The organism is Enhydrobacter aerosaccus (assembly GCF_900167455.1).
In the GTDB taxonomy this organism is placed as follows: Bacteria; Pseudomonadota; Alphaproteobacteria; order Reyranellales; family Reyranellaceae; genus Reyranella; species Reyranella aerosaccus.
Genome location: NZ_FUWJ01000010.1, coordinates 70471 through 90504 on the forward strand (window position 1 = coordinate 70471; position 20034 = coordinate 90504).

Annotated in this window: 15 protein-coding genes and 1 riboswitch; of the genes, 7 read left to right on the top strand and 8 right to left on the bottom strand. The window is 66.2% G+C overall.

Features of this window, described 5'->3' with window-relative positions:
- The first annotated feature begins 50 nt into the window (after window positions 1–50).
- Entirely contained in the window at window positions 51–1853 is a 1803-nt protein-coding gene (locus B5D62_RS25625; RefSeq protein ID WP_085936898.1) for an adenylate/guanylate cyclase domain-containing protein, read from the top strand.
- 18 nt (window positions 1854–1871) lie between these two features.
- Here the strand turns inward: B5D62_RS25625 and B5D62_RS33085 are convergent, their stop codons facing one another.
- Window positions 1872–4814: a catalase family protein gene (locus B5D62_RS33085; RefSeq protein WP_139374093.1), complete on the bottom strand. Its 2943-nt coding sequence runs from the start codon at window positions 4812–4814 to the stop codon at window positions 1872–1874.
- 228 nt (window positions 4815–5042) lie between these two features.
- Here B5D62_RS33085 and B5D62_RS25635 point away from each other — a divergent pair, with 228 nt between their 5' ends.
- The 3 genes from B5D62_RS25635 (at window position 5043) to B5D62_RS25645 (ending at window position 7951) form a co-directional block, all read left to right on the top strand.
- A complete protein-coding gene (locus B5D62_RS25635; protein ID WP_170921132.1) occupies window positions 5043–6140 on the top strand; it encodes a phosphotransferase family protein in 1098 nt (365 codons plus the stop codon).
- 153 nt (window positions 6141–6293) lie between these two features.
- The gene (locus B5D62_RS25640) at window positions 6294–7256 is read left to right on the top strand and encodes a tripartite tricarboxylate transporter substrate binding protein (RefSeq protein WP_085936900.1); all 963 of its coding nucleotides are present in this window, start codon (window positions 6294–6296) and stop codon (window positions 7254–7256) included.
- On the top strand, window positions 7253–7951 hold the full coding sequence (locus B5D62_RS25645) for a molybdate ABC transporter substrate-binding protein (protein ID WP_085936901.1): 699 nt from the start codon (window positions 7253–7255) through the stop codon (window positions 7949–7951). Before B5D62_RS25640 ends, B5D62_RS25645 begins: the two co-directional genes overlap by 4 nt.
- Before the next feature lie 118 nt (window positions 7952–8069).
- Here the strand turns inward: B5D62_RS25645 and B5D62_RS25650 are convergent, their stop codons facing one another.
- Window positions 8070–8720 carry a TMEM165/GDT1 family protein gene (locus B5D62_RS25650; protein ID WP_231714940.1) on the bottom strand — a complete coding sequence of 217 codons (651 nt, stop codon included), beginning with the start codon at window positions 8718–8720 and terminating at the stop codon, window positions 8070–8072.
- Between the two features lie 28 nt (window positions 8721–8748).
- Window positions 8749–8855, bottom strand: a riboswitch (yybP-ykoY riboswitch).
- 70 nt (window positions 8856–8925) lie between these two features.
- Here B5D62_RS25650 and polA point away from each other — a divergent pair.
- Both polA and B5D62_RS25660 read left to right on the top strand, forming a co-directional pair.
- Window positions 8926–11898 carry a DNA polymerase I gene (gene polA / locus B5D62_RS25655; protein ID WP_085936902.1) on the top strand — a complete coding sequence of 991 codons (2973 nt, stop codon included), beginning with the start codon at window positions 8926–8928 and terminating at the stop codon, window positions 11896–11898.
- 22 nt (window positions 11899–11920) lie between these two features.
- On the top strand, window positions 11921–12538 hold the full coding sequence (locus B5D62_RS25660; protein WP_085936903.1) for a glutathione S-transferase family protein: 618 nt from the start codon (window positions 11921–11923) through the stop codon (window positions 12536–12538).
- 54 nt (window positions 12539–12592) lie between these two features.
- Here the strand turns inward: B5D62_RS25660 and B5D62_RS25665 are convergent, their stop codons facing one another.
- Genes B5D62_RS25665 through B5D62_RS25680 form a run of 4 tightly spaced genes read right to left on the bottom strand, consistent with a single transcriptional unit; the run spans window position 12593 to window position 15985 of the window.
- Window positions 12593–13603 (bottom strand): ABC transporter substrate-binding protein, encoded by a 1011-nt coding sequence (locus tag B5D62_RS25665; protein ID WP_085936904.1) that lies wholly within the window; start codon window positions 13601–13603, stop codon window positions 12593–12595.
- A gap of 38 nt (window positions 13604–13641) precedes the next feature.
- Window positions 13642–14472: an ABC transporter permease gene (locus B5D62_RS25670; RefSeq protein WP_085936905.1), complete on the bottom strand. Its 831-nt coding sequence runs from the start codon at window positions 14470–14472 to the stop codon at window positions 13642–13644.
- Window positions 14469–15239 (bottom strand): ABC transporter ATP-binding protein, encoded by a 771-nt coding sequence (locus B5D62_RS25675; protein WP_085936906.1) that lies wholly within the window; start codon window positions 15237–15239, stop codon window positions 14469–14471. Before B5D62_RS25675 ends, B5D62_RS25670 begins: the two co-directional genes overlap by 4 nt.
- Entirely contained in the window at window positions 15236–15985 is a 750-nt protein-coding gene (locus B5D62_RS25680) for an IclR family transcriptional regulator (protein ID WP_231714946.1), read from the bottom strand. The genes B5D62_RS25675 and B5D62_RS25680 overlap by 4 nt, the downstream gene beginning before the upstream one ends.
- A gap of 129 nt (window positions 15986–16114) precedes the next feature.
- Here B5D62_RS25680 and B5D62_RS25685 point away from each other — a divergent pair, with 129 nt between their 5' ends.
- Window positions 16115–17362 carry a pyridoxal phosphate-dependent decarboxylase family protein gene (locus B5D62_RS25685; RefSeq protein WP_085936908.1) on the top strand — a complete coding sequence of 416 codons (1248 nt, stop codon included), beginning with the start codon at window positions 16115–16117 and terminating at the stop codon, window positions 17360–17362.
- Between the two features lie 16 nt (window positions 17363–17378).
- Here B5D62_RS25685 and B5D62_RS25690 read toward each other — a convergent pair whose 3' ends face one another.
- Together B5D62_RS25690 and B5D62_RS25695 are read right to left on the bottom strand one after the other, a co-directional pair.
- Window positions 17379–19226 (bottom strand): adenylate/guanylate cyclase domain-containing protein, encoded by a 1848-nt coding sequence (locus B5D62_RS25690; RefSeq protein ID WP_085936909.1) that lies wholly within the window; start codon window positions 19224–19226, stop codon window positions 17379–17381.
- 64 nt (window positions 19227–19290) lie between these two features.
- On the bottom strand, window positions 19291–20022 hold the full coding sequence (locus tag B5D62_RS25695) for a HugZ family pyridoxamine 5'-phosphate oxidase (protein WP_085936910.1): 732 nt from the start codon (window positions 20020–20022) through the stop codon (window positions 19291–19293).
- Window positions 20023–20034: the final 12 nt, after the last annotated feature.

The window sequence follows — 20034 nt, forward strand, 5'->3', positions numbered from 1 at the left end:
TTGCCTCTACAACATCGGCCTATAAGTGCGAGAGGTTGGAGGGAGACGTCTTGGCGCGGGAACAACAGCGCAGGCTGGCGGCTATCCTGTTTGCCGACGCGGTCGGGTCTTCTCAGCTGATGGGCCGGGACGAAAGCGGCACGGTTGCCCGCCTTCTCGACCACCTGAACCGCCGGCTGGCGCCGACCGTTGCCCGGCGCGGCGGTCGGGTCATCCGACTCAAGGGCGATGGCGGCCTGATCGAATTCGTCAGCGCAGTCGACGCAGTTGCCGCCGCCATCGATTTCCAGCGGACGATGGCCGAGGTCAATCGCGACGAGCCGCAGGACAAGGCGATCGTGTTCAGGGTCGCCCTGCATCTTGGCGACGTCATCGTCGATGGCGACGACATCTACGGTGATGACGTGAATGTCGCGGCCCGGCTGGAATCCCAGGCGCCGCCGGGCGGCATCATCATTTCCCATACTTTGGGTGAGGCCATCGACGGGCGCATCAAGGCCACGCTGCACCCGATGGGCGAGCTCTCCCTCAAGAACATCGTGCGGCCGATCCGGGCTTTCCGTGTGGAATGGAAACCCGAGGACTGGCCGGTGTCCGCAGCCACGGCAACGCCGACGCCCGACGCCACCCCGGCTCCGCGGCCGTCGGCGTCGTCGCGCCTTTCCATCGTCGTCCTGCCCTTCGCCAATATCGGCGGCGATCCCGAGCACGAATACTTCGTCGATGGCGTGACCGAGAGCCTGACGACCGACCTGTCGCGCATGAGCGGGACCCTGGTGATCGCTCGCAACACCGCCTTCACCTACAAGGGCAAGTCGGTGGATGTGACCCACATTGGCCGGGAGCTGCAGGTGCGCTACGCCCTGCAAGGCTCGGTGCAGCGTGGCGGCAACCGCCTGCGCGTGAACGTGCAACTGGTCGATACCGCAAACGGCAGCCATCTCTGGGCCGAACGCTTCGACAAGCCCATCGGCGATCTCCTCGACATGCAGGACGAGGTCGTGGCGCGCCTCGCGCGGCAGTTGGGAACGCAATTGATTGGCGCCGAGGCGCGCCGCGCCGAGCGGGCGCCCAATCCCGATTCGGTGGACCTCTACTTCCAGGGCATGGCGTGGCTCAACAAGGGCAACACGCCGGACTATCTCACGGAGGCTCGTCGCTATTTCGAGCGGGCGTTGACGCTCGACCCCGGCAATATCGAGGCGCTGGTATGGAGCGCCTATGTCGATGTCTTCATGGCATCGCTTTATGCCGCCGAGGACCGGGAGGCGAGGCTGGCAGCGGGAGAAGCCGCGCTGGTCGAGGCCCTGACCCAGGCGCCCGAGCATGCCTGGGCGCACCTGTCGCTGGGACTTGCCCAGATCCAGACCCGCCGTGCGGCGCAGGGCATCGCCGAGTGCGAACGGGCGTTGGCGATCGACCGCAATCTGGCGCCCGCGCATGCCATGATCGGCCTGGCGAAGTTCCGCATCGGTCGCGGCGAGGAAACCGAAGCCCATGTCGAGGAAGCGCTGAGGCTCAGTCCGCGCGATCCCTTCGTACCCGCGTGGCTGTCGATCGCGGGCGACGCCAAGCTCCTCCTCGGCAAGGATGAGGAGGCGGTTTCCCTGTTCGGCCGTGCCATCGCCCTCAACCGCAACAATCCCTATACGCACTTCCTGCTGGCCGCCGCGCTCGCCAATCTCGACCGGATCGCCGAGGCCAAGGCCGCGCTCCAGGCGGGACTGGCGCTCAATCCGAAATTTACGATGCGGCGGTATCTGGCAGGAGCCGCGAGCGATCATCCGACATTCCTCGCGCAGCGCGACCGCGTCGCCGACGGCTTGCGCAAGGCCGGCGCCCCCGAGGGCTGAGCCGCTACCAGTTCGGACTCAAAGCATCTTAAGGTATTCGATCAGCGCCGCACGGTCGTCGGGGGTAAGCTTGGGGCCGATACGGCCGGGACGTTCCGGACCGTCGTCGAACTCGTGGCCGGTATTGTGGTTGCCGGGTTTCGATGTATCGAATTCGAAGCCGCCCGCCAGCTCCCCGTACTGGTAGCCGAGGCGCTTGGGGTCATAATCGCGGTGGCCGAGCCAGAACGTCTTCGGCCGTTCGCGAGCCGGCGACAGCAAGGACTCGATGGTCGGAACCGAACCGTTGTGCAGATAGGGCGGCGAGGCCCACACCCCGTCGAGCGGCCGCGCTTTGTAGACAAGCTTCTCCTGAAGACCGTTGTCGCGGTAGCCATTCATCTCGTGACGCCGCTCGGTCGGAACGGGCGGCTTCTGCGTCTCGTACCAGCGGTTGACGGTTTTCTCGACGAGCTGGCCGAGCACGGCGCCGAAATTATCGCCCGACAGTCCCAGTTCGGGCGGAACGACAACCTTGCGGTCGATCATCCCCTGCGCCTGGGCCGGATCGGTACCGATCTCGGAAATCGGGATCAGGTTGACCCTGAGATAGCGTTCGCCGAACGCGTTCGGTGCCTGCCAGTTGTCCGACTTCCAGAATGCCTCGGTGCGGGTCGCGGGAAGATGACAATGCGCACAGAGGTCGTGGTAGAGGCGTGCGCCGCGCTCGGCGAGGCCGGTATCGATCGGACCGAAAACATCGGTCGGCCATTGGGGCGCAACCAGACCGGTGAAACCGGTCGCCGCTGTCGGCTGATTGCCCGCCAGCATCTTTTCCATTTCGTACAGGACACCGACCTGCACGCCGGACGTGAACAGCGGTGCCGTCAGCGCGGTCGTACTCGAAGGCGCCCCCGCCAGCACGATCGGCGCGCCCGTCCCCAGCGCCTCGCCGGCATTGCGCACCATCGGCTGTCCGATCGATCCGTTGTACTGGGCCCATTCGAACCAGTGGACATCCCAGATGCGGGGATAGTGTACGGGTGCGGCGCTGCTTGCGTAGTTCTCGAACTTGCCGAGATCGATCGCGAACAGCTGGTTGCCGATCCGGTTCAAGGCATCGAGCCGTCCGAATCCCTCGACGACACTCTTGCCCGATACCCGATCGTCGAGTTCGTGCAGCAGCTTGACGCGCTCGACCACATCGTCGAGCTGCTCGGACAGCGCGGCGCGCGACTGTTCGTTGGAGTCTGGCCCGAGCAGCCGCAGCGCGAAGCGGTTGAAGCGCAAGCGATCGTACTTGGTGAAGACGAGGGACAGGGCAATTGCCGTGTTCAGCTTGACGACATCCGTCATCGCCGAACCGCCGTCGATCAGCACTTCCGTGGTGCCATAGGTCAGACGCCCCGTGTGGCACGCTGCGCAGGTAAGCCCGATACCGCTCATGGTCCGGCCGGTCGCCGGATTCCGCCATGGCCTGCCATCCGCCAGAACCATCGGATCGGTCGTCCGGTCGGTGCACGCGAAGCCCACCGGCAATCGATGCCGTCGTGACGGCGAGGCGGGGCCGCTGTCGTAGGTCTTTGCCTCCTCGGGCTCGCGGCAACTCCGCCAGTCGTAGGCGCCGCTTTCGGTGGTCGAGGGAATGAAGCCGAATCGGTCGAGATAGTGCGGGTCAGCGAGCAGCCCGGCCGCTCCCAACGACAGTGTCGGTTGCTCGAGGGCGATGAACCATTCGTAAGGCACGTTGATCAGGGGTGGGAATTGGCCGCCCTGGCTGGCGTGGTGGTACCACTCCCGCGCGCCTGCGCCCCAATTCTGCTCCAGCCACACCTGCCGCTCGACCGCCGGGTAGTCCGGCAGCGGGATGCGGGTCTTCCACCACACCATGCCCACGAGACCGATCAGGACAAACGCCGCCGCGGCGGCCCCCAAGCCCAGAACGCGGCGGGTGCGGCCGGTCGATTTTGGCGGAAAGGGACTCGTGGGCTCCCGCGGCGGCGTCAGCCGGAAGAGATGGCGCACGCGCGAACTCAGGGCATAGACGGTCCGCCGGATCTCGTTGATCTGTCCGACCGGTCGGTGGTCCGGCAGCGCGTGCCACGGCGTGTAGGAGAGCAATTCGCCGAAGCGATCCTGCTCGGGGCGATTGAAGTCCTGCGGCGGGATGGTGATGGTGGCGACGCGCTGGACCGGTGTCGTCCACTCCTCTGTCGGATTGTCGATGATCTCGGGCGTCGCGTGTTCGAGACGCTGGACGCAGAAATCGAACGTCGCCGGCCGGCCGGCCAGGACGAGCTGGTTGATCATCGCCTGACGCAGGTAGTGCGAGCCGCGCGCCTCCGGCGCGATCGGCGCGGCCATGTTGTCGGGATGGGGAACGACGCTGTAACGGCAGATCGTGTCGCTGTCCTGCCCGAAGCGGTACGGGACCTGGCTCCAGTAGCGCAGGGCGAGTGGACTGTCGGCGAGTCGATCGTGGTAGGCATCGACGACCGCAATGTCCTGCGGATGGTGCCGCTTCAGCCAGGCGAGCCAGTGTTGCGGATGCTGTCCAGGAGGCAGGCGCGCCAGCTCGCCAACCAGCCGGGCATAGGAATCCGTATCGCGCACGAAGAAGACCGGGAAATCGATCATGATGAAGTCGTGTGTCTCGGCGTCCGGCGGATCGTCGAGAAGTTTGCGGCCCGGCACCCCCAGCAGCTTGATCGCCATGCCCTGTGCACCGCGATCGCGATCGGTACGCTGCGGCCCGTTCGAAAAGCGGATGAGCGCATCGTACGTGCCGGAGCGGGCGAACAATCCCACCTTGTAGGCTTCAGGTATGTCGTCGAGGATTTCGAACTTTGCCCGTACACATCCATGCGGCTTGGGATGCTGGCCGCGCCGATGCAGTCCGGTGCGCAAAGCCATCGCCAGGACGGTGACAAGTTCGATTTTCCGAACGCGGCTGCGACGGCTTGACGAATATATCTCAGGCATCTGCACTCCAGTTGCCCGGCAAGCCCTGTTTAGGTTTCCGCCCTGGCTCGATCAAACATAAGCATGCAGGCAGCGTGCATGTCTCGCGTAATTTCAAGATGACGTGACAAGGCCTTTCTTGGGGCGACCCCGGCTTGTGACCGCGACTCCGTCACGACCATAATGGTCACGACGGGTTCTGTTCCGCCCAGGTGCGGCAGCAGCAATGATGAAAGTCGGGGATGGGAAATGGGGGACTGGCCGCGCAGTTCAGCAGCGGTAACCGTGGAATGGCTCGACGCGGTGATGCACCGCAACGAGGTGCTGTCCGAGGCAAGGGTCACGAGCGTCACCGCCTCTACCCTCGGCATGGGTGTCGGTGTCATGGCCGAGGTGTCGCGGCTTACGATCGCCTATGACAAGCCCGAGGACGGCGCACCGGGCACCATCATCAGCAAGTTTCCGACCACCGATCCGGCCAACCTCGGCATCGCCCGCTCGCTCTATTTCTATCCGCGCGAGGTCGCGTTCTACACCAAGCTTGCCCAGTACTCGCCTGTCCGCACACCGCGGCTGTTCCACGCAGAGCTCGACATGGCCGACCATAGCTTCGTGCTGCTGCTGGAGGACATACGCAACGCCGTCCTGGGCGATCAGGTGGCCGGCCTGACGCCAGCCCAGGCCGACGCAGCGGTCACCGCGATCGGTCGCCTGCATGGCGCCTGGTGGGGCAAGGTCGATTCCGGCGACATGGATACGCTGTTCGATTTTTCCAATCCGCATTACGGCGCCGCCGTGCAGTCGGCCTATCAGGACTTTCTCGCTCCGGCATTCGATAATTTTCCCGACTGCTACAGTTCCTATACCCGGCAGACGGCAGAGCAGCTCGGGGCCGTGGCGGCCCGCGTGATCCTGGAGCAATCCTCGGGCGCGCGCAGCTTCCTGCATGGCGATTACCGTGCCGACAATCTGCTGTTCGGCCCGGCCTTCGGGGCCGATGGGATTGCCGCCATCGACTGGCAGGTCTCTGGTCGCGGCGGCCCGCTCTATGACGTTGCCTACCTGCTCTGCAACAGCCTGCCGACCTCGGACCGCCACCAGTCCGAAAAGGCTCTGCTGCGCCGCTACCACAGCACGCTGACGCAGATGGGTGTGACCGGCTTCTCCTTCGACGACTGCTGGGACGCCTATCGTCTCGCCGTCCTGTGCGGGCTGTTCGTCGCCATCTTCGGCACCGGCGGCATGGACCTCGGCAACCAGCGCGGGCGCGAGATGGCCCACGTCATGGCACGCCGGATCGACGCGGCAGTGAGCGAACTGAAAGTCGGCGACCTGCTGCCGGGCTGACTCTCGGCCGCCGCGCCATCAAAGATCTTCGGCGAAGCAGTGGCCGAGCCCTCCCGGCCGTGTCATGACTCGCGCTCGCCACCGGGAGAAGTGGCGGCAACCACGCAACGACGTGGATCAGGGAGGAAGACGGTGGGCTGCAAGCTCCGATCCATGGTGCTGGCCTGGGCTGTCGCGGCGCTCGCGCAAACGCCCGCTGCCGCGCCGGCGCAGGCACAATCCTGGCCGAGCAATCCGGTGAAGATCGTCGTGCCTTTCGGCCCCGGCGGTCCGGCCGATGTCTATGCGCGTATCCTGGCTCAAGGCCTGACCGAATCGCTGGGCCAGCAATTCATCGTCGACGACAAGCCCGGCGCGGGCGGGATCATCGGCACGGACATGGTCGCGAAGGCGGCGCCCGACGGATACACGCTGCTGATGATGTCCAACACGCAGACCACCAACGAAACCTTGTTCGCGCGCAAGCCGTACGTGCTGATGCGCGACCTTGCGGCGGTGGCGCCGGTGAATTCGTCGGACCTGGTGATGGTGGTGCACCCGTCGGTGAAGGCAAGGACGCTTCAGGAATTCATCGCGCTCGCCAAAGCCAACCCGGGCATGCTCACCTATGCCTCGTCCGGGCCGGGCACGCCCTATCACATGGCCGGCGAGCTGTTCAAAGCCATGAGCGGCACCGACATCCTGCATGTGCCGCACAAGAATAGCGGCGAGGCGCGCACCGACGTCATGGGCGGCCACGTGCAGATGATGTTCGACGCGGTGACGGCCATGAAGGGCACGATCGAGGCGGGCGAAGTCCGAGCGCTGGCGACGACCGGGCTGACGCGCTCGACGGTGTTGCCCGATGTGCCGACGCTGAATGAAGCCGGCGTCCCGGGCTACGAAGCCACCATCTGGCTGGGCGTCATGGCACCGATCGGCACGCCGAAGGATATCGTCGAACGGCTGAACGCCGAGATCGGCAAGATCGTTGCCAACCCGCAAACCCGCAAGGCCTGGGCCGAGCAGGGCGCCGTGCCGATGATCATGACCCCCGCCGCGTTCGACGCCTTCCTGCGGCGCGATATCGAGAAATGGGCCAAGGTGGTCGAACTGTCGGGAGCCAGGATCCAATGACGAAAAGAGTGCGTCTCCTGAGCGGCGGCGCCGCGCAGGGACTGGTCGAGGCGCTGCGGCCCGCCTTCGAGGTCGAAAGCCGTTGCGGGATCGACGGTACTTTCAGCGCCGTCGGCGCCATGCGCGACAAGCTTGTCGGTGGCGAGCCGGCCGATCTCGTGATCCTGAGCCGCGCGCTGATCGAGACGCTGGCACGCGACGGTTATGTCGATGGCGCCTCGGCCCGCGACCTTGGATCGGTCGCCACCGCCATCGCCATCCGGCGCGGCGACCCCAGACCGGCGCTCGGCAACCGCGAGGCCCTGCGGGAAGCCCTGCTCGCCGCCGATGAGATCCACTTTCCCGATCCCGGCCGGGCCACCGCCGGCATTCATTTCGCGAATGTGCTGAAGGAGCTCGGCATTGCCGACCAGGTAGCGGCCATCTCGCGCCCGGCACCCAATGGCGCCACGGCCATGCTGGCCCTGGCCGAGTCGACGGCACTCCATCCGGTGGGTTGCACCCAGGCAACCGAGATCCTGGCAACGCCTGGCATCGTCCTCGCCGCCGCCCTGCCGCCGGGCTGCGAGCTTGTGACCACCTACACGGCCGCCGTCACGACCAGCGCCGGCGCTCCAGGCGAAGCGATGGCGCTGATTGCCCGGCTGGCCTCCCCTGCTGCCGCCGACACCCGTCATCGGCTCGGCTTCACCTGAAGGGCTGGGACAGGCGGGACAGCTGGGGACAGCTGGGGACAGACGGGACGGCGGGACAGAACCCTGAAAGTCCTTGTGGCACCGCTATCGGTCCTGTCCCAGCGTGCGGGGACACCCGCTAGAACAATCCCATGTCGACGCCGATCAGGCTCAGAACGCCGAGAAGGGCGAAGGCGGCCGCCGCGATGGTGCGGACGAGCTGGAGCGGGATCTTGCGCGACAGCACATCGCCGAACAGCACCGCCGGCACGTTGGCCAGCAGCATGCCCGTCGTCGTGCCGGCAGTGACGACGGCGACGTCATGAAAGCGCGCGGCGAGACCGACTGTGGCGATCTGCGTCTTGTCGCCCATCTCGACCAGGAAGAAGGCAACCGTGGTGGCAAGAAAGGCACCGGCGCGGCTGGCGGCCTTGGGCCCCTCGTCGGCCTTGTCCGGGATCAGGCACCACACGGCCATGGCCAGGAACAGCACGGCCAGGATCCACCGCATGCTCTGCGGCCCGATCCACGCCGCCACCTCGGCGCCGATGCTGGCCGCCAGCGCATGATTGGCCAGCGTGGCGACGAGAATGCCGAGGATGATGGGGACGGGCTGGCGATAGCGGCTGGCGAGGATCATGGCGAGCAGCTGGGTCTTGTCGCCGATCTCGGCCACGGCCACGAGGCCCGCCGAAATGAAGAAGGTTTCCATCGGATCATCGAGCGGGATCGAGCGCGTAACCTGTTGGCTGCCGGCGCCGCCCGATCCCGCGGGTGAAACGCCGACCAACCAAAGGTCTCGCCAAGCTCGGACCCGCAAGCGGGCCGCAATCGCCGGAAGCGCCATGGTCTCCCTGCGGAGAGACCAAGTCTGTTGACGCCACCGCCCCTGAAGCAGGGCCGGCTACTCCCCAATGACGGCGGGGACATAGCCCGGTGGGCAAATGAGTGCAAGCGTCTCCCTGCCGCCACTTTCGGCGTGCTAGACCTTGGGCATGGCGAAATCCAAGGCTTCCGCACCGGCCGCCGGCACGGCTCCCGCTCCCGCCCAGCCCGCGAGCAAACCCAAGACGGGCGACGGCTCGCCGATCCGGCACCTCTATCTCGTCGATGGCTCGGGCTATCTGTTCCGCGCCTATCACGCGTTGCCGCCGATGACGCGGCCCGACGGCACGCCGATCAATGCCGTCTACGGCTTCTGCCGCATGCTGGCGATCCATCTCGATGACCCTGAGGTCGATCATATCGCGATGATCCTCGATGCGGGGCGCACCACCTTCCGCAACCAGATCTACGACAAGTACAAGGCCAACCGGCCCGAACCGCCGGAAGACCTGATCCCGCAATTCCCGCTGATCCGCGAGGCGGCCAAAGCGTTCAATGTCACGGTGTGCGAACTCGAGGGCTACGAGGCGGACGACCTGATCGCGACCTATGCCCGCCTGGCCGTCGAGGAAGGCGGCAGCTGCACCATCGTCTCCTCGGACAAGGATCTGATGCAGTTGATCCGGCCCGGCGTCGACATGATGGATCCGATCAAGCAGAAGAAGCTCGGGCCCGAAGCGGTGATGGAAAAATTCGGCGTCACCCCCGACAAGGTGGTGGACGTGCAGGCGCTGGCGGGCGACTCGACCGACAATGTGCCCGGCGTGCCCGGCATCGGAGTCAAGACAGCGGCGCAGCTCATCAACGAGTACGGCGACCTCGAAACCCTCCTGCAGCGCGCCGGCGAGATCAAGCAGCCCAAGCGCCGCGAGGCGCTGCAGACGAATGCGGAGCTAGCCCGCATCTCGAAGCAGCTGGTGCACCTCAGGGACGACGTGCCCGCCCCTGCCGATCCCGACACCTTCGACAAGAAGAGGCCCGATCCCAACGTGCTGCTGCCATGGCTGGAGCAGCAGGGCTTCAAGAGCCTGATCGCCAAGTACACCAAGGAGCTGGGCGAGGCGACGGCCCCGGTCGCGCCGGCCGCGACGGCGCCTCTGCCGCCGAAGAAGACGGAGCCGATGAAGCCTGCTCCAGCGGCCCATGCCAAACCCAATCGACCGTTCACGACCGCCGACTACGAGTTGATCCGCGACGAGGCGGCGCTCGACGAGTGGATCAGCGAGGCGACCAAGGCCGGAGTGGTCGCGTTCGATTGCGAGACCGACGCGCTCGATTCCAACAACGCCGGACTGGTCGGCGTCTCGCTCGCCCTGCTCGACGGGCCGTGGGGCAACGTCAACTCGACACGGCGACGGGCCGCGTACTTGCCAATCAGCCATCGCGCGCCGGGCGGGACGAAGAAAGCCGAGGCGCAGGGCGCGCTCGATCTCGGCGGTGCCGATGAACGCGCTGACGGCGACGGCAAGCTGCTGCCGGACCAGCTCGCGCTCGAGACGGCCATCGCCAAGCTGAAGCCCCTGCTCGAGGATCCCGGCGTCCTCAAGGTCGGCCAGAACATCAAGTACGACATGTGCGTGTTCGAACGCCACGGCGTGCGCATCGGTCCGGTCGATGACACGATGCTGCTGTCGTTCGTGCTCGACGGCGGCAAGCATGGCCATGGCATGGACGAGCTGGCCGAGCGCTATCTCGACCACAAGACCATCAAGTTCTCCGACGTCGCCGGCAGCGGCGCCAAGCAGGTGAGCTTCGACCGGGTGCCGATCGAGCGGGCGATGGAATATGCCGCCGAGGACGCCGACGTCACGCTGCAGCTCTGGGCGCAGTTCAAACCCCGCCTCGCGCACGAGCGCATGGTGACCATGTACGAGACGATCGAGCGGCCGCTGATCCCGGTGCTGCTCAGCATGGAGCAGGCCGGCATCAAGGTCGACGCCCCTGCCCTCAAGCGGCTGTCGGCCGACTTCGAGAAGCGGCTGGGCGAGCTCGAGCGCGAGATCCACAAGATCGCCGGCCGCGAGTTCAACGTCAGTTCGCCCAAGCAGTTGGGCGAGATCCTGTTCGACGAGCAGAAGCTGCCTGGCGGCAAGCGCAGCAAGACCGGCGCCTGGTCGACCGATGCGTCGGTGCTGGAGGAACTGGCCAATGCCGGCCATCCGCTGCCGGTGAAGATCCTGGAGCATCGCCAGCTCGCCAAGCTCAAGGGCACCTACACCGATGCGCTGGTGCGCGAGCTCGACGCCAAGACCGGGCGCGTGCACACCTCCTATCACATGACCGGCGCGGCCACCGGTCGTTTGGCTTCGACCGATCCCAACCTGCAGAACATCCCGGTGCGCACCGAGGAAGGGCGCAAGATCCGCGAGGCCTTCATCGCCGAGAAGGGTCACAAGCTCCTGTCCGCCGACTATTCGCAGATCGAGCTGCGCCTGCTCGCCCATGTCGCCGACATCGGCTCTCTCAAGGAAGCGTTCGCGCGCGGCGACGACATCCACGCCATCACCGCGAGCGAGATGTTTGGCGTGCCGGTGAAGGGCATGGATCCTCTGGTGCGCCGTCGCGCCAAGGCGATCAACTTCGGCATCATCTACGGCATCTCGGCCTTCGGCCTCGCCGCCCAGCTCGGCATCGGCCAGCCCGAGGCGCGCGACTACATCGCCAAGTATTTCCAGCGCTATCCCGGCATCCGCGACTACATGGAGCGCACTAAGGATTTCGCACGCAAGCATGGCTTCGTGCAGACGCCGTTCGGCCGCAAGATCCATCTCAAATTCATCAACGACAAGAGCCAGGGCATGCGCGCCTTCGCCGAGCGGGCCGCGATCAACGCCCCCTTGCAAGGCGGCGCCGCCGACATCATCAAGCGCGCCATGATCCGTCTGCCGCAGGCCCTCAAGGACGCCCATCTCGAGGCGCGCATGCTGCTGCAGGTGCACGACGAACTGCTGTTCGAGGTCGCCGACCAGGAGATCGACAAGACCAAGGAGGTCGCCCGCACGGTGATGGAAGGCGCCGCCAAACTCTCCGTCCCGCTGGTGGTCGAGACCGGCGTCGGCCTGAACTGGGCGGCGGCGCATTGACGAGCAAACCGTTGGAGGAAGCATGAAGATCTGGGGACGCGCCAATTCGATCAACGTGCAGAAGGTGCTATGGGCGGCCGATGAATGCGGCGTGGCCTACACGCGCGAGGATGTCGGCGGAGCATTCGGCGGCAACGATCAGCCCTGGTATCTCAAGATGAACCCCAACGGCGTCGTGCCGACCATCGAGGATGGCGGACGCATCATCTGGGAAAGCAATTCCTGCGTGCGCTATCTCGCGGCGCGCTATGCCGCCGGCTCGCTGTGGCCGACCGATGCGGGCGAGCGCAGCGAAGCCGATCGCTGGATGGACTGGCAGCTCGCCACCATTTTGGACGGCATGCGCATCGTCTTCTGGGGCCTGATCCGCACGCCACCCGAGAAGCGCGACATGGTGGCGATCGCCAAGGCAATCAAGGAACTCGGCGGACTGTGGGCTCGGCTCGACGGTTGGCTCGAGGGCCGCAAGTATGTCGCCGGCCAGTACTTCACCATGGGCGACATTCCGGCCGGCTGCATGGTCTATCGCTGGTACGCGCTCGACATCGAACGGCCCGAGCTCAAGAACCTTCGAGCGTGGTACGAGCGCCTGACGACCCGCCCCGCCTATGCCAAGCACATCATGGTCAAGTTGACCTGAGTCGGCGGCCGGCGCTCGACGAACGCCGGCTTCCGTCGTGCCCCTGCACGGACCTCAGTTGCAGCCGCCGGCCAGCGCCTTCTGGGCGTAGGTTGGGTCGATGTGGGAGACGATCGCCTCCATGCTGGGCGGATTCTCCAGCCGGCCCGCCTTCTTCAACCAGGCGCCGGTCCGGAAATAGGCCTTGGCCACTTCTCCCTCCGCGATCTTGCCGGGCGCGCCGAGGCCGCGTTCGGTCAGTTCGTCTTCCGGCTTCCAGATCGGCCACGACGTGCCGACTTTGACGGCCTGCTCGGGGTCGGCGCCGACGAAGGCCGCGGCCTTGCGGAAGACTTCATCCTTGGTGGAGCCCGTCATCAGCTTGTAGGCGGCGTACTGGGCGCAGACATAGGCCTGCACGACATCCGGGCGCTTCTTCGCGAAGTCGCCATCGACGACCACGACATCGAGGGCCGGATAACCGAGCGCTCCCATTTCGCGCGTCGTGGCGACGAGCTTGCCGCCATCGGCGATCATCTGGCCCACGCCGGGTTCGGAATTCACGCCGCCGGAGATCGCCTTGGTCTTGAACGCGGCGACCATCGCCTGCCGCTCCAGTCCGACCAGCCTGACCTTGCCGGCGAGGCCCTTGGCCTCGAGCCACCCGTTGAAGGCAAAATCTTCCGACGATCCCTGAAGGGTGCCGAAGGTCTTGCCGGCCATTTGCTCAGGCGAGAGCGAGGCGTCGAGAACAAGGCCGGCATTGTCATAGAACTGCGCCCACACGACCTTGATGTCCAAACCGTTGGCGATCGCTGTCGTGACCGGCGGATTGCCGACGCCGTTGACGATGTTGTAGGCGCCGCCCTTCATGCCGGCGAGCGCGGCGGGGCCGCTGCTGATCGGCAGCCACTTCACCTCACCCGGAATCTTCTTCAATAGGTCCGGCTGGGTGGCGATCACCGCCTCCTGCAACGGCGCGCCATGGGCCCAGGTCGAGATGTTGATCGGTTCGGCCTGCACGGCGGTTGCGGCGAATGCGGCCCCGGCGAAAGCCGTCGCCAGGAGAACAGTTATGGATCGCACGCTCGTTGCCCCCTCTTTGTTGCTGAACGAATGCCCGCCTAGGGCCTCATGCTCGGATCGAGATGCCACTGCAGGCGCCGCAGCGCCGCATCGATGGCCAACCCCAAGGCGGCAATGATCAAGATGCCGGAGAAGATCAGGCTGGTATTGAGGAACTGGCCGGCCTGCAGGATGACGAAGCCAAGACCTGCCGTCGCCGCGATCATCTCGACCGCCACGATGCTCGTCCATGACAGGCCGACGGAAAGGCGCATGCCAGTGATGATCTGCGGCATGGCGGCCCGGATGCGGACATGCAGCATGGTGTACCACTCGGACGCACCCAGGCAGCGGGCGCAATTCAGCATGTCGTTGGACACGCCATCGAGGCCTGCCGCGGTCGAGATCGCCATGACCGGCACGACACCGGCGGCGATGAGGATGATCTTCGGTGCCTCGCCGATGCCGAACCAGACGATCAGCACGGGCACGAAGGCGAGCGGCGGCAGCGGACGGGTGATCTCGATGAAGGGATCGACCATGGCACGAAAGCCGCGGATTCCGGCCATCAAGGCCCCCACGGCAATGCCGATGATCGAGCCGACGGCAAAGCCGGCGAGAACGCGCGCCATGCTCACCAGCGCATGGCCGATCAGCGTCTCGCCGTCGGCCGGATAGGGTGTGCTCAGATAGCGGATCAGCACCTGGGCGGTGGCGAGCGGTCCGGGCAACAGCACCGGATCGCGAACGACGACGACCGCGGCCAGATGCCAGACGACCAGGCCGAGCGCGACGCTGCCGATCGAGATCAACCAGTGACGGGCTCGCGGCAAGACGCCATCGAACAGGCGCGACGATCCTGAGGGGCGAGAAGCGGGAATGCTGCTCATGCGTCGGCTAGCCTTTCGCGGAGCTTGCGGCGCAGCGACACGAACTCGGCGGTATCGCGCAACACCTCGTCGCGCGGGCGACCGAGCGCGATCTCCTCGGTGGCAATGATGCGCCCCGGCCGCCCCGACATCACGCAGACCCGATCGGAAAGAAGCGCCGCCTCCTCCACGTCATGGGTGACGAAGATGATCGTCGTCCGCTCCCGCCCCCATAGTCCGAGCAGGAAGTTCTGCATCGCCTCGCGCGTGATGGCGTCGAGAGCAGCGAAGGGCTCGTCCATCAGCAGCACCCGCGGACGGTTGATCAGGGCGCGCGCGAGCGCCGCGCGATGGCGCATGCCGCCGGAGAGCTGGTGCGGATAGTGGCCACCGAAGGAGCCGAGGCCGACCAGCTCCAGCAGCTCACCGGCCTGACGACGGCTTTCGCTGGTGATCGCACCACGGGCGCGGAGGCCGAACAGGACGTTGTCGATGGTGGTAAGCCAGGGGAACAGGGTCGGCGCCTGGAACAGCATGCAGCGGTCCGCACCGGGTCCGGTCTTGGCGATGCCGTCCACTCGCACCTCTCCGGCGTCGGGCGCGATGAAGCCGGCAACGATGTGCAACAAGGTCGACTTGCCGCAGCCGGACGGTCCGAGCAGGCAGATGAACTCGCCCGGTTCGACACAGAGGTCGACTGACGCCAGGGCCTGGGTGACCTGCCTGGAGCGCCGGAAGATCTTCGAGATCGACCTGACCTCGACCCTCGCCCCCACCTCGCCATTCATCGCGTAGCCCCCTGCCGGCCGATCGCGCCATCGAGGGACGGTGCGCCGAAATCCGTCTCGATCTTCCGCGCGGCACTCTTGAGAAGAGGCGCCGCGCCCCTGATCCAATCATCCGTCACGTCGTCACGAGGAGCGGCAATCGCCAGCCCCGCCGCCACCCGGCCATCGGGGCCGCGAACGGGCACCGCGATGCCGGCCACATCAATGCGCCAGGCACCGCGACTGATCGAGTAGCCGCGGCGGCGCACGCGCCCCAGCTCGGCCAGCAGATCCTCGCGCGTCGTGAGCGTTTCGGAGGTGATGCGCGGCAGCCTGCCTGGCAGGAGCCTCGCCACCTCCTCGTCGTCCATGGTCGACAACATCGCCAATCCCGCCGACACGGCGTGCGCCGGACTGCGATCGCCGATGTTGTTGTGGACGCGGACGGCGCGGGCCGCCTCGATCAGCTGAATGCAAACCGTTTCCGCGCCATCGAGCACCGCGAGCGACACGCCATGCGTCACGGCACGGACCAGTTGCGTCATGTGCGGCGCCGCCGTCCGTGCCATTCCGATCGGCGCCGACAGGCAGCCAACCTCCCAGGCCTTCATCCCGACGCCATAGCCGCTGTCGCCCAGCTTCTTCACGTAGCCGCGCTCGGACAGCGTGCCGAGCAAATCGTGCACGCTCGATTTCGACATGCCGAGTCGAGCCGCGATCTCCGTCAAGGTGAGCGAACCGCGCTCTGCAGCAATGGCCTCGAGCACATCCAAGCCGCTGTTGAGTCCTGATCTCGGTCTGGGCTTGTTCGGCTTTGCCGAACGATCGTTTTGCATTGACGAACTGTAGACGGCTCCTCATAACGCCGTCAACTGACGACGGAGGAGCGGAACGTCATGCGGACGCTGATGCCCGACAATGGAATGGCCGCGGAAGAGGTGCTCGCGGCACTCTCCGCGCTCAAGCACAAGGATTGCGACTGGAAGAACGGCCGGTCGCCGGCCTACGCGTTCAATCCCGTCGACGAGATCTACGAGCTGGGCCGCGCCGCCTTCCTCGAATACTTCAGCGAGAACGCGCTCGGCATGCACCGCGCCTTCCCGAGCGTGAAGCAGCTCGAGACCGAGGTGATCGACATGGCGCTCGGGCTGTTCAACGCACCGCCAAAGGCCGTGGGCTTCACGACGACGGGCGGCACCGAAAGCATCATCCAGGCCGTGCAGGCCTGCCGCGATCTCGCCCGCGCGACGCGAAAGACCTCGGCAAGGCGCAGCAACATCGTGGCCGCGGAGTCGGTGCACCCTGCCTTCGACAAGGCGGGACGGCTGATGGATATCGATGTTCGCCGGCTTGCCGTCGGCGCCGATTTCCGGGCGGATCCGGCCGCCCTCCGGGCGGCCATCGACGACGACACCATCATGGTGGTCGGCTCGGCGCCCTGCTTCCCCTACGGCGTGGTCGACCCGATCGCCGAGATCGCCGCCATTGCCCGCGAGCGGGATGTGTGGATGCATGTCGATGCCTGCGTCGGCGGCTATATCGCGCCCTTCGCCCGCATGCTGGGCCGACCGGTTCCGGCCTTCGATTTCGCCATCGACGGCGTGTGCTCCCTGTCGGCCGATCTGCACAAGTTCGGACTATGCCCGAAGCCCGCCTCGACGGTGTTCTATCGTTCCGCCGAACAGGCGCGCTTTCACCCGTTCGAATTCTCGGGCTGGCCGAATGGGCGCTTCTACACCACGACGATCGTCGGAACCCGCCCGGCCGGCGGCGTTGCCGCTGCATGGGCTGTGTTCAGGCACCTGGGAGTCACAGGCTACAAGCGGATCGCCGAGGACCTGCTCACGCATGTCGATGCCTATCGCGCGGGCATCGCCGCGATCCCGGGATTGAAGGTCGTGGGCGATCCTCATCTTTCCATCGTCGCCTTCGGCTCCCACGAGATCGACATCTTCCGGGTGGCTGAAGTGATGGCCGAGAAGGGCTGGCTGCCAGGCCTGCTGCAAAAGCCGAAGGCCATTCACCGCATGGTGTCGCGCCTCCATGTGCCGGTCATGGATGAATACCTGTCGGATCTCCGCGCCGCGGTACAGCGCGTCCGCCAGTCGACACCGGCAGCGTCGACGCTCAAGGCGATCTACTGATCGCACACCGGCGACATCAGACCAGTCGATAGACGTCGACTGGCTGTTCGTGGCCGCGCAGGCCCCAGCGCTGCGGCGGCGGCAGGTCGATGCCGAGGGAGTCGCGGTCCTTGACGGCGGCCAGGGTCTCCCCGCTCGTCAGCACCACCACCTCCTCGCCCGGAACCAAGAATTCCTTGCCGAGCTGCTCGAAGCGCTGAGCGATGTTGACCGTGTCGCCCACCACCGTGAAATTCACCCGCCCGGGCGCGCCGATATTGCCGACCACGACCGGTCCCGAATGGAGGCCGATGCGCACGCGGATCGGCGGCTTGCCTTCGGCACGACGCTGAACATTGTCTTCCTTGATGACGCGCGCGATGGCGAGCGCGGCACGGATGGCGTGGTCGGCGTGATCCTCGGCGGCGGAGACACCGCCCCACACCGCCATCACCGAATCGCCGATATACTTGTCGATCACGCCATGCTCGTGCTCGATGCAGGCGCCCAGCAGGGCGAAATGATGATTGAGCAGATCCGCCGTCTCGTGCTCGGGCAGGCTCTCGGCATGCGGCGTGAATTCCACGATGTCGGTGAACATGATCGTGGCCTTGACGCGACGCGACGCGACGCCAGCCTCGCCACGCTCCATCAGGCGCTGCACCAGACGGTGCGGCACGTAGACGCCGAACCACTTCAGCGCGCTACGCGCCTTCTCGAGGCTGCGCCCGGCGTCGTCAATCTCGCGCAGCCGTGACGGGCGATGCATGGGCTGCTCGAATTCGAGCCGTTCGATCGCCTCGGCGGCGGTCGTGATGGTGCGGATCGAGCGCGCCATGCGCAGCCCCATGAGCAGGGCCAGCAAGGCGGCAAACAGCAGCGTGATGCCGCCGACGATGGCGCCGTTGGTCAGACGATCGAGCTCGCTCGTCGCCTCCTCGAGCGGAAAGTACTGGCCGACGATCCACGGATCGGGCCCGTAGCCCCGCAGCTCCCGCTGCACGAACACCCAGCGCCGTCCGTCGACCGAGACGATGTTGGCGAAGCCACCCAGGGCGCGTTCGATGCTCGAGCTGGTGGCTGGCTTGTCCCAGATGTGGGCAAGCACCGGATCACCGACCTCGGTAATGGTCGGCAGCGGCTTGGCCTCCGACAGGCCGAGGCCCTGAGGATGGATCAGGCGGCGGTGGGCAAGGACCTGGTCGTGGCCCACCAGGATGAAATAGCCTCCGCCGCCGGTCTGGACCGGATCATCGATCAGCTGCGACAGGTCGCCGACGCCCACCGTCGCCACCAGGGCGCCGATGAAGGCGTTGTCGCTGCGCCGCACCGGTGTCCGCACGTTCAGCACAGGTTGCTGCAGCGTCGAGCTCCAGAACAGATCGCCCCAGAAGGTCTTGTGCTGCGTCTCCAGTTCGCGAAATCGCCTCAACGTTCCCGGCAGCTTGGTGATCGGGATTGTGTCGCGCATGATCGCGCCGTCCGGCAGGCGTATGGCGCGATCCACTTCCAGGTCGAGGCCGGCGAAGGCGGCGATGGAAACCGGGGACGTCTTGGCCACCATGACGGCAAGCGTCTCGCGCACGGCCACACGCGAGGAGATGTCGATCCGGCCGTCGGCTGCCAGCGCGGCCACCAGTTCCAGCTGCTCGGTCACGGGGTCGAGATGGCTTCGCACCATCGAGACCTGCGCCTCGATGACCCGTCCGGCACGGTCCACGAGCAGACGTTCGGTGGTGCCGGTGGCGCCCGCCAGGACGGCGAAATAGGCAATGCCCGAGATCAGCGCGAGCGAACCGAAGGCGAGTGCCAGCGCACCGATCAGGGACACGCGCCAGCCCTGCCGTTCGGAGGCGGCGGAAGGATCGTTGGTCGTCGTACTCAAGTGAGCCCCATATGGGGTCTGCCCGCTCAGCCCGGAAGAGCCGGCGCAGTCGCGGCCGGCGGCATCATGCCGCTCCCGCTTTCGACGCGAGGTCGACAAGGACGGCCCGTACCTCGTCCGGGCCGCGGAGCGGTGTCTCGAACGCCAGTCGCGCGACCTCGCCCTGGCGCCGCAGGTCGAAGCCCTCGGCGTCGAGTCCGGTCATGATCCAGCCTTCGCCGTCGAGGCCCAGCAAGCGCTGGGCGTAGCGCTGGATCGCATCGGCATGATCGGTGTTCATATGCGCCAAGATGGACTCCTCGGCGCTGCCGAAGGCCGCGGCGGAGTCGGCCAGCGACGGAGACAGCAGATCCGACGCGGACAACCAGTGGATCCGGCCAAAGCCGCCGACCAGGTGTGCCCGTTCGACCGCCACGCGGTAGAACTTGAAATCCTTGAAGCCGGCATACATTCCGGCATCGGGATGATGCGCCAGGTAGCGCCTTTTCAGCCGCGCATCGTCGGTCGACGCCGCCCGCCCGAGCAGCGATACTCGCGGACCCGTCAGCGGCTGCTCGAATCCCGCCGTGCCGTCGAACAACAGCGATACGCGATCATCGGCCGCAATCGCCCGGCTATGGTCGGCGAGATCGCTCAGCAGCAGGATCGGCGACAGATCGTGATCGACGGCGACCAAGGTCAGGGAGGCGTAAGGCCAGCTTCCCGTCCCCTCAGGCAGCGCCGTGGCGAGCGCGGCGCGGTCCCTGCCGTGTACAAGATCGCGCACCAACTGCGCCGGCGATGGTTGATTGGCCATGGAGAAGGTCGA

Bases quoted from the DNA above. Each gene is read 5' to 3' on its own strand.
- B5D62_RS33085 (WP_139374093.1), bottom strand. From the start codon at position 4,814: ATGCCTGAGATATATTCGTCAAGCCGTCGCAGCCGCGTTCGGAAAATC.
- B5D62_RS25635 (WP_170921132.1), top strand. From the start codon at position 5,043: ATGGGGGACTGGCCGCGCAGTTCAGCAGCGGTAACCGTGGAATGGCTC.
- B5D62_RS25640 (WP_085936900.1), top strand. From the start codon at position 6,294: ATGGTGCTGGCCTGGGCTGTCGCGGCGCTCGCGCAAACGCCCGCTGCC.
- B5D62_RS25645 (WP_085936901.1), top strand. From the start codon at position 7,253: ATGACGAAAAGAGTGCGTCTCCTGAGCGGCGGCGCCGCGCAGGGACTG.
- polA (WP_085936902.1), top strand. From the start codon at position 8,926: ATGGCGAAATCCAAGGCTTCCGCACCGGCCGCCGGCACGGCTCCCGCT.
- B5D62_RS25660 (WP_085936903.1), top strand. From the start codon at position 11,921: ATGAAGATCTGGGGACGCGCCAATTCGATCAACGTGCAGAAGGTGCTA.
- B5D62_RS25670 (WP_085936905.1), bottom strand. From the start codon at position 14,472: ATGAGCAGCATTCCCGCTTCTCGCCCCTCAGGATCGTCGCGCCTGTTC.
- B5D62_RS25675 (WP_085936906.1), bottom strand. From the start codon at position 15,239: ATGAATGGCGAGGTGGGGGCGAGGGTCGAGGTCAGGTCGATCTCGAAG.
- B5D62_RS25685 (WP_085936908.1), top strand. From the start codon at position 16,115: ATGCGGACGCTGATGCCCGACAATGGAATGGCCGCGGAAGAGGTGCTC.
- B5D62_RS25695 (WP_085936910.1), bottom strand. From the start codon at position 20,022: ATGGCCAATCAACCATCGCCGGCGCAGTTGGTGCGCGATCTTGTACAC.